The sequence below is a fragment of the Aeromonas sp. R5-3 genome, from assembly GCF_040908225.1.
GTDB classification, from domain to species: Bacteria; Pseudomonadota; Gammaproteobacteria; order Enterobacterales; family Aeromonadaceae; genus Aeromonas; species Aeromonas dhakensis.
Genome location: NZ_JBFODH010000024.1, coordinates 198,162 through 206,739, shown reverse-complemented (window position 1 = coordinate 206,739; position 8,578 = coordinate 198,162). Strand labels below are relative to the sequence as shown.

Annotated in this window: 11 protein-coding genes; 4 read left to right on the top strand and 7 right to left on the bottom strand. The window is 62.5% G+C overall.

The features are described from left to right. Positions 1 to 30 precede the first annotated feature (30 nt). From AB5Y95_RS17725 to AB5Y95_RS17710, 4 genes are all read right to left on the bottom strand, one after another. The gene (locus AB5Y95_RS17725) at positions 31 to 1,311 is read right to left on the bottom strand and encodes a sigma 54-interacting transcriptional regulator (RefSeq protein WP_017779308.1); all 1,281 of its coding nucleotides are present in this window, start codon (positions 1,309 to 1,311) and stop codon (positions 31 to 33) included. Next, positions 1,308 to 1,823: a hypothetical protein gene (locus tag AB5Y95_RS17720; RefSeq protein ID WP_017764803.1), complete on the bottom strand. Its 516-nt coding sequence runs from the start codon at positions 1,821 to 1,823 to the stop codon at positions 1,308 to 1,310. Before AB5Y95_RS17720 ends, AB5Y95_RS17725 begins: the two co-directional genes overlap by 4 nt. An 8-nt stretch (positions 1,824 to 1,831) precedes the next feature. After that, positions 1,832 to 3,232, bottom strand: coding sequence for a HAMP domain-containing sensor histidine kinase (locus tag AB5Y95_RS17715; RefSeq protein ID WP_017785623.1), 1,401 nt, complete (start codon positions 3,230 to 3,232; stop codon positions 1,832 to 1,834). A gap of 97 nt (positions 3,233 to 3,329) precedes the next feature. Beyond that, positions 3,330 to 3,422, bottom strand: coding sequence for a YnhF family membrane protein (locus AB5Y95_RS17710; protein ID WP_005306410.1), 93 nt, complete (start codon positions 3,420 to 3,422; stop codon positions 3,330 to 3,332). Positions 3,423 to 3,551: 129 nt separating this feature from the next. On the opposite strand from AB5Y95_RS17710, the gene AB5Y95_RS17705 reads away from it, so the two are divergent. Next, the gene (locus AB5Y95_RS17705) at positions 3,552 to 4,055 is read left to right on the top strand and encodes a 2-amino-4-hydroxy-6-hydroxymethyldihydropteridine diphosphokinase (RefSeq protein ID WP_010635829.1); all 504 of its coding nucleotides are present in this window, start codon (positions 3,552 to 3,554) and stop codon (positions 4,053 to 4,055) included. Positions 4,056 to 4,058: 3 nt separating this feature from the next. Here AB5Y95_RS17705 and AB5Y95_RS17700 read toward each other — a convergent pair whose 3' ends face one another. Beyond that, positions 4,059 to 4,763 carry an SDR family oxidoreductase gene (locus tag AB5Y95_RS17700; protein WP_368161732.1) on the bottom strand — a complete coding sequence of 235 codons (705 nt, stop codon included), beginning with the start codon at positions 4,761 to 4,763 and terminating at the stop codon, positions 4,059 to 4,061. Between the two features lie 116 nt (positions 4,764 to 4,879). Between AB5Y95_RS17700 and AB5Y95_RS17695 the strand changes: the two genes are divergently transcribed. Continuing rightward, positions 4,880 to 5,284 carry a CBS domain-containing protein gene (locus tag AB5Y95_RS17695; protein ID WP_368161731.1) on the top strand — a complete coding sequence of 135 codons (405 nt, stop codon included), beginning with the start codon at positions 4,880 to 4,882 and terminating at the stop codon, positions 5,282 to 5,284. On the opposite strand, the gene AB5Y95_RS17690 is transcribed toward AB5Y95_RS17695, so the two are convergent. Then, positions 5,281 to 5,817, bottom strand: a complete 537-nt coding sequence (locus AB5Y95_RS17690; RefSeq protein ID WP_252603229.1) for a DUF2301 domain-containing membrane protein — start codon at positions 5,815 to 5,817, stop codon at positions 5,281 to 5,283. The two genes, AB5Y95_RS17695 and AB5Y95_RS17690, sit on opposite strands and share 4 nt — an antisense overlap. 86 nt (positions 5,818 to 5,903) lie before the next feature. Between AB5Y95_RS17690 and AB5Y95_RS17685 the strand changes: the two genes are divergently transcribed. Continuing rightward, positions 5,904 to 6,668 carry an ABC transporter substrate-binding protein gene (locus AB5Y95_RS17685; RefSeq protein WP_139724373.1) on the top strand — a complete coding sequence of 255 codons (765 nt, stop codon included), beginning with the start codon at positions 5,904 to 5,906 and terminating at the stop codon, positions 6,666 to 6,668. A 100-nt stretch (positions 6,669 to 6,768) separates the two neighbouring features. Here the strand turns inward: AB5Y95_RS17685 and asnC are convergent, their stop codons facing one another. Beyond that, a complete protein-coding gene (gene asnC / locus AB5Y95_RS17680) occupies positions 6,769 to 7,230 on the bottom strand; it encodes a transcriptional regulator AsnC (RefSeq protein WP_005306422.1) in 462 nt (153 codons plus the stop codon). Between the two features lie 153 nt (positions 7,231 to 7,383). On the opposite strand from asnC, the gene asnA reads away from it, so the two are divergent. After that, positions 7,384 to 8,376 carry an aspartate--ammonia ligase gene (gene asnA / locus AB5Y95_RS17675; protein WP_010635824.1) on the top strand — a complete coding sequence of 331 codons (993 nt, stop codon included), beginning with the start codon at positions 7,384 to 7,386 and terminating at the stop codon, positions 8,374 to 8,376. Positions 8,377 to 8,578 lie beyond the last annotated feature (202 nt).

Here is an 8,578-nt window from a genome sequence, read left to right as displayed (position 1 = left end):
CCCGTCATCGACGGGCCGCCCCTCTGTCATTTATCCCTTCGACTTGAAGTTCGCTGCTTCGATGCCGTGCCGGTTCAACAGCTTGTAGAAGTCGGTGCGGTTTCTGCCCGCCATGCTGGCCGCCAGGGTGACATTGCCCTCGGTGGTGCGCAGCAGCCGGATCAGATACTCCTTCTCAAACTCGGCCCGAGCCTCGTTGAACGAGGGGATGCCACCACTGCCGCCACTCAGGGCAGACTCCACCATGGCGGCGCCGATCACCGGGCTGCAGCAGAGGCTGGCCAGCTGCTCCACCACGCTGTAAAGCTGGCGCACGTTGCCGGGCCAGGCCGCCGCCGCCAGCAACGCCAGCGCCTCCGGCGAGAAGCCGAGGGCGGCGCACTCGCCATGGCGGCTGCGATACTCGTCCAGCGCCTGCCTGGCCAGCAAGGGGATATCCTCGCTGCGGGCACTGAGGGGTGGCATTGTGATGTTGGCCACGTTGAGCCGATAGAAGAGATCTTCCCGAAAGCGCCCCTCCTCCATCGCCGCCACCAAATCCTGATGGCTGGAGCTGATGACCCGCACCTCAGGCGTGCCCTGGCCGTACTCCTGCAATACCTGCAGCAGCTTGGCCTGCAGCGACTCCGACAGATCCCCTATCTCGTCAAGAAACAGGGTCGCCCCCTTGGCCTGCTCAAACAGGCCGGACTGGCCATCCTCGCCGAACAGCTGCAGATCCAGCGCCGCCCAGGGCAGCGCGGCACAGTTGATCACATACAGCGGCTGATCACGCCGGCTGCTGGCCTGGTGCAGGGCCTGGGTCATCACCCCCTTGCCGGAACCGGAAGGGCCCATGATCAGCACCGGCACCTCCATGGTGGCGATGCTGCTGGCCTGGATCAGCAACTGCTCCATCTGCGGATTGCGGGTCAGGATCAGCGACTGCCACTCCTGGCGCTGCTTTGGGCGCGTCAGGCTCAGCGCATGCTCTATGGTGGCGAACAGCTCGTCCTTGTCGATGGGCTTGGTCAGAAAACTGAATACCCCGGAGCGGGTCGCCTGAATGGCGTCCGGGATGGTGCCGTGGGCGGTCATGATGATGACCGGCAGCCCCAGCCACTGGGACTGGATCCGCTCGAACAGCGCCAGCCCGTCCATGCCGGCCATGCGCAAGTCGCTCAGCACCAGATCGGCCCGTTGCTGACGCAGCCGGTCCAGCGCCCCTTCGGCGCTGTCGGCGGTATCCACCTCATAACCCTGGCTGCGCAGACGCATGCTCATCAGCTTGAGCAGGCTGGCATCATCATCAACCAGCAGGATGCGACTCATTTCAGCGCCTCGCCGTTGCCGTTCAGCTTGCGCTGATTGAGCTGTTCATCGATGGCGGAGAGCTGCTCGATCTGGCGGCGCAGACGCTGCACCTCCTGACTCTGATCGTCGCGCCGGCTGTCACGGGCCAGCAGCTCCTCGCCGAGGGCAATCCAGCTGCGCAGGAAGGCCTGGGCATCCAGGCCGAGCTCGGGCAGCAGGCTCTTGAGCTTGTCCAGACCGGCTCGCCGACTGGCCACCGACTCGGACGGGTGGGTGTTGACCATGGCCAGGCTGACCCGGCTCTCGAGGTCGGTAGCCCCCTTGAGGCGCTGGCGCTCCTGGGCCCGTTGCTGGGCATGGCTGGCCAGTAGCCAGTCCGAGTATTGCAGGCGCACCTGCATCTCCTTGTTGGCAAACTCCATCCGCTTGGCGAGGGCAAGATCCGGCGACGCCGCCGGGTCACGCGCTGGCAGCAGGGAACAGCCTGTGAGCAGGCTCATCATCAATACCGGAACAACACATTGTTTCATCTTGGGCTTCACTTCAACGTCAACCGGAAACAGACATCCGCCTGTTCATCTTCAACCAATACCAACTCGCCGCCAAGGCTCATCGCCGATTCCCGGGCGATGGAGAGCCCCATTCCGGAGCCTTTCAGCAAGCCCTGGCGCACAATACTGCCCTGCTCGAAGGGTTCGAAGATCCGCTCCCGTTCGGCCACGGGAATGGCGGGCCCCTCGTTGGCCACCTCCAGCCAGCTGCCGTTGCCATCCTGCCCGGCACGGATCCAGATCTGTCCCCCCTTGGCACCGTAGCTGACCGCATTGGAGAACAGATTATCGAGGATCAGCCGCAAGCGATATGGCTCCGCTTTCAGCGTGATCGGATCGGTCGGCAAGTGTACACTGATTTGTTTGGATTCCAGCGCCAGTCGGTATTCTGCAGATAATTCTGACAGCAGGGGCGCCAGCGCCACCGGCGTCAAAGTGAACACCTCCTGCTGGCTGAGCCGGTTGAAATCGAGCAGCCGCTCAATAAGGGTCTGCAGGCGCCGGCTGTTCTCCTCCAGCATCTGGCAGATCTCCTGCTGATCCTGGGTGAGCGGCCCTACAAGCTGCTCGGAGAGCAGATCCGCCCCCTCCCGCAGCACCGCCAGCGGGGTCTTCAGCTCGTGGGAAACGTGGCGCAGGAACTGGTATTTCTGCTGTTCCAGCTCCTTCAGTTTGTCGTGCAGCCAGCCGATCCGCTCCCCCAGCAGCACCAGTTCGGCCGGCCCGTCCACCGGTCGCTTGTCCGGCTCCACACCGGCCCCCAGACTCAAGATCCGCGACTCAATCTGACGCACGGGGTGGATGATCAGGTAGGTAAACAGCAAGACCAGCAGCAGGCTGAGCACTGCCACGAAACCGCTGACCCACCAGATCTCGGTCATCAGGGCGGCGATGGTGGCCCGCACCTTGCTGACGTGATCGTCTACCTGACTGCGAGTGATGATCTCGAGCTGCTGGTTGGCCTCGTTGAACTCGTCAAACTTGGGGCTGTTTGATTCGGCCTTGGCACGGGCGAGATCCTGCAGGCTGTCGAGCCAGACGAGGGCCTGCTCGATGCCGCCATAGGCCTCGGCGTCAGGAATGGAACTCTGGTGGGCGGCCAGCTGGTCGCGGTAGCTCGCCAGCTGCTGCTGGTAGCTGGTCAGGATGCGCTCATCCCCGAGCACCGCATAACGGCGCAGGGTCCGCTCAAGATCGATGGCCTGGGTGGTCAGCAGAGTGGCCCGGCGGGTATCGCGCACCGCCCGCTCCAGCTCGTCGCTGGTCAACTGGCTGAGGTGGTCGAGGGCCTGGCTGTCATGCCAGATCATGCCGCCCAGCGGCATCAACACCAGGACGAACCCCATCAATACCACTTGCAGCAGGGAGCGTGGGCGTACCTTGGTCATCTTGTGCGGTCTCACTTCATCTGGGGTGGGTCAGCATATCCGCACTCCCCCAAAAAGCAAAACCGGCCAGAAGGCCGGTTCATGCTCTCTTCCGGGGTCATGCCAGACCCACGGATACCACACAGATAATCAGGATCATGGCCAACGCACCCGAGGCGGTCAGCAGTGCCCATTTCAGTTCCACACTCATGCAAATCTCCTTTCTTGCCAAGATGATAGAGCCTGATCACAACAGACAAACAGATGTTAATGCATAGTTAAGCCGATAACCGTGAGCTGTGTAAGAATTTCAGATGAGCCCTATCAAAGGACTGATGACATGTTCTATCTGTGTAGCATAGGGTCGAATCTTGACCCCCACCAGCATGTCGGCCAGGCGGTTGCCGAGCTGCTTGCCCACTTTGGCCGCCTGCGGCTCAGTTCGGTGATCCAGACCAAGCCGGTCGGCATGCATTCAAGCCATGATTTTCTCAACTGCCTGTTCGTCGCCGAGAGCGAGCTGGCCCAGCCCAGACTCAAGGCACACTTCGTCGCCATGGAGCTGGCACACGGCCGGGATCGCAGCGATCCGCACTGCAAGGTGCGGGACCGCCCGCTGGACATCGACATCCTGGCCAGCAGCGAGGACGACGACTTCTCCGCCGCCCGGGTTGACGCCTATCTCGACGAGCTGTTGGCAGAACTCTACGGCAAAGGAGAGGTGCACGACCCCAAGGTGACCCTGCCGCTGCACACCCGGCTGATGGCGGGCAAGGTGATCGAGGAGGGGCAGGTCGGCCTGGCCCCCGTCGCCCTGCAGCGCGACATGGCCATCCCCTGTTGATGGCTAGATGACGGCCAGACCGCGGCCACCATCCACCCGGATGCTGGTCCCGGTCATGTAGTCGTTCTGCATCAACAACTGCACCGCCTGCCAGATGGGCGCCAGCCCTCCTTCCCGCGCCAGCGGCGTCTTCGCCAGCACCTGTTCACGCCACTCGTCCCCATGCTCGTCGAGAAACAGAATGGGGCCAGGCTCTATGGTGTTGACCCGGATGGCCGGCGCCAGCTCGCGGGCAAAGCTCATGGCGAGCGAATGGGCCCCCGCCTTGGTGGCCACATAGCTGGCGAACTGGGGCGCCGGGGCGTGGATATAGATGTCGGTGATGTGGATGATGCTGGCGTTGGGATGGCGCGCCAGCTGAGGGGCCAGCCCCCGGTTGAGCTGGAAGGGGGCCGCCATGTGCACCCGATAGAATTGATCAAACTGGGCCAGCTGCGCCGCCGGCTCGCTCGCCTGCGGCTCAAAGGCCGAGGCGTTGTGGATCACCAGCGCCAGATCCGGCTGGGAGACCAGCACCTCGATGAGCCGGCCCACCTCTTGCTCCCGGTTGAAGTCGGCCTGCACCAGCGTCACCCCCAGCGCCCGCAACCGCGCCAGCTCCGGTCGCTCGCTGCGATAGCTGCCGGTTACCTGCCAGCCTGCCGCCACCAGCTGTTCGCACAGATAGAAGCCGAGCCGACGGCCACATCCTGTCACCAATGCACGCATAATCCCTCCTCTCTTATCCGCAGGAATGCCTATCGATCCCCACGGCACAAGCCATTGGCCGTTGCCGCCATACGGCGGGCATAGTGGCCCCATCATCACCTTACGGAGCCACTTCCATGTTAAATATTCGCGACCACATGAGCCGCCTGACCCACTCCCTCACCCCGCAACTCGGCCTGGCCGAGGCACTGGACCGGCTGCATGACGCCGGCCTGAGCGGCCTGCCGGTGCTGGACCCGCAGCAGCGGCTGATCGGCTTTCTCTCAGAGCAGGATTGCATCCCCAGTCTGCTCACCGGCAGCTATCACTGCGATACCCGCACCCGGGTCGAGGATCTGATGAACCGGGCCCCGCTCTCGGTCAGCCCGGACGACAGCATACTGGAGCTGGCCCGCCAGATGACCGGGGCCAAACCCAAGGTCTATCCGGTGCTGGAGGGCAATCGGGTAATAGGCATCATCAGCCGCCGGCAGGTGATGCAGGCCCTCAACGCACAGATGAAGGCCTGCCTGCCCACCTAAATCTGGTAACGCCCCTTGTCGCCGATGTCGAAGTGCAGGGGCATGCGCCACTTGGCCAGCGCGAGCAGAGTGAGCAGCGCGCCGCACACCAGCGCCACCAGGGCGGCGGCCCAGCCGATGCCGGCCAGCTCCAGCAGCCACAACAGGGGTAGCAGCAGGGGCACCGCCCTGATCCCCGGAATGGCGAAGCAGAACTGCTCCTTGAAGGCCAACCCCGCCAGCGTGGCCAACGCCGCTCCCAGCACCAGCACATCCGGCGCCCCGCTCGCACTGAGCAACAGGGCGCCCCAGCCCAGCCCCTGCAGCAAGAAGCGAATGCGCTTGTCATATACATGCAGGCACAGGCCGCATACCCCGCTGGCCACGGCCAGCGCCGTCAGCCACTGTGCCGGCGTCAAGAAATCCTGCCCGATCAGCAAGCTTGCCCCTCGACACAGCAGCAGCAAGGCTGCCAGACTCAAGCCCAGGCGATAGAGACAGACCGACAGCCTGTCGATGCCGTCCAGCTCGCTTTCAATTTCAGGGTTTGCCATATACAGTCGCCTCTACTAATCAGGGGCAACCCAATATACTGGTATCAGGTGCCAAATAATCTTCAAATGGGTTCAGGAGAGGTAGTTTGCGTGTAATCCACCTGCTTTGGCTACTGTTCCCGCTCAGCCCCTTTGCCAGGGAGCTGATCGTCTGTGGCACGATGGAACCCCCGCTCAAATACCTCGATGCCGCTCAGCAGCCCAGAGGGCTCGATGTCGACATCGTCACCACCATCTTTGGCAGACTCAAGATCCCCATCAAGATCGAGCTGGCCGATTCCGGTGCCCGTCTCACCCGCAACGCAGAGACCGGTGTTTGCGATGTGGTGATGACGCACTCCTACAAGGCGGAGCGGGAACGCTACCTCATCTACCCCCAGCAGGCCCATATCCGCCACAGCTGGCACTTTTTCGTGCGCAAGGCCGACCTGCTGAAGATCCGCTACGAGACGCTGGCCGACCTCAAACCCTGGCGCATCGGAGTGACCAAGGATTTCTCCTACACCCCCGAGCTGGCCGCCGCCCTCACCGATCCCTCCTATCACTTCCAGGAGATCACCATGAACCAGCTGCAGCTGCGCAAGCTGCTGGCCGGACGAATCGATACGGTCCCCATGCCGCTGGTCACCGCCTTCGCCCAGATCAGGGAGGAGGGACTGGAGGGCAAGCTCGACTACCTGCCCAAACCGCTCAAGAGCAGCCCCTACTTCAACACCTGGGCCCGCACCCGCGCCGACCAGAATACCCCGGCCCAGATGGCGGCCTATGACGCCGAGCTGCTGCGCATGAAACGCGACGGCCGGCTCAAGGCCCTCTACGACAAGTACGGCATCCCCTATATCGAACCCTGATCGGCCGGTCAGGGCTTCATATCCCGCAAGCTCGAGTTTTGCAGCGAGACAAGCGTCTCGTACGGGAGTGGATCTCTACATCCCTCTCATGCAACCCGGCTCAAGGTTTTACATCCCGCAGGATCGGGTTCTGCAGCGAGATCAGCGTCTCGGTGGACTGTATCTCGTCGATGGTCTGGATCTTGTGGATCAGCACGGTCTGCAACTCGTCGATGGAGCGGGTCATCACCTTCATGAAGATGCTGTAGTGGCCCGTGGTGTAGTAAGCCTCCACCACCTCGTCCAGCGCCTGCAGCTTGGCCAGCGCGGAGGGGTAATCCTTGGCGCTCTTCAGGTTGATGCCGATGAAGCAGCAGACGTCGTAGCCCAGTTTCTTGGGGTTCACCTGCACCCGCGTTCCCTCGATGATGCCCGCCTGCTTCATCTTCTCCACCCGCACATGGATGGTACCCGGGCTGACCAGCAGTTGTTTTGCCAGCTCGGCGTAAGGCAGCCGTGCATTCTCCATCAGGGCGGTGAGGATGGCCTGATCGAGATTATCGATCCGATAATTTTCCGGCACTTTTTTGCACTCCCTTTGATGATTCATCATTAATAACCCGTATATTTTGAAGAAAAAAATACACAAAGCCTATTTATATTATCGAATATTGAATTTAGTTGGCGATCTGTTGAAGAATCCTCACATCCAACGGGTTCAAGACAGGTATTCAGCATGAAACAGCACTACATTCGCAGCCAGCAACAGATCAGCTTCGTCAAAGAGATGTTCTCCCGCCAACTCGCCCAGCAACTGGGTCTGATGGAGGTACAAGCCCCCATCCTGAGCCGGGTCGGTGATGGCACTCAAGACAACCTCTCTGGCCACGAGAATGCGGTGCAGGTCAAGGTGAAGACTCTGCCGCAGCACAGCTACGAAGTGGTGCACTCACTGGCCAAATGGAAGCGCCAGACCCTGGGCCGCTTTGGCTTCGGTCCGGGCGAAGGCATCTACACCCACATGAAGGCACTGCGTCCGGACGAGGATCGCCTCACCCCCATCCACTCCGTCTACGTGGATCAGTGGGACTGGGAGAAGGTGATGCCGAGCGAGCGCCGCGATCTGGCCTACCTGCAGGAGACGGTGCGTGGCATCTGGGCCGCCATCAAGGCCACCGAGCGCGCGGTTTGTGCCGAACATGAGCTGACCCCCTTCCTGCCGGCCGAAATCCAGTTCGTGCACAGCGAAGAGCTGCTGACCCGCTACCCGGATCTCGACGCCAAGGGGCGCGAGCGGGCCATCGCCAAGGAGCTGGGTGCCGTGTTCCTGATCGGTATCGGCGGTGCCCTCTCCCACGGCGAGCGCCACGACGTGCGTGCCCCGGACTACGACGACTGGAGCAGCCACAGCGAGCTGGGTCTGGCAGGTCTGAACGGTGACATCCTGGTGTGGAACCCGGTGCTGCAGGACAGCTTCGAGATCTCCTCCATGGGGATCCGCGTCGACGCCGAGGCGCTGCGCCGCCAGCTCGCCATCACAGGTGACGAGGATCGCCTGCAGTACGACTGGCACCAGGATCTGCTGGCCGCACGGATGCCGCAAACCATCGGCGGCGGCATCGGTCAATCCCGTCTGGCCATGCTGCTGCTGCAAAAAGAGCACATCGGTCAGGTTCAGGTCGGTGTCTGGCCGGCCGAGATGAAAGCCGCCGTGCAAGGCATGCTGTAACGAATGAAGGCCAGGCCGGCGCGATCGCCGCCGGCATGGCGACAGGCAAGTGGCCGTCGGGGTTGAGCGAGCGCAACCCCGGCAGGCTGTAAGAGGCAAGACCGGCAGCGGCCTTGCTTCGCCATCGGGGGCTTGCCCCTGCGACCCGCTCAACCCACGTCAGGTCGCTTCACTACATTCCTCCCGGCAATCTTCGGATTGC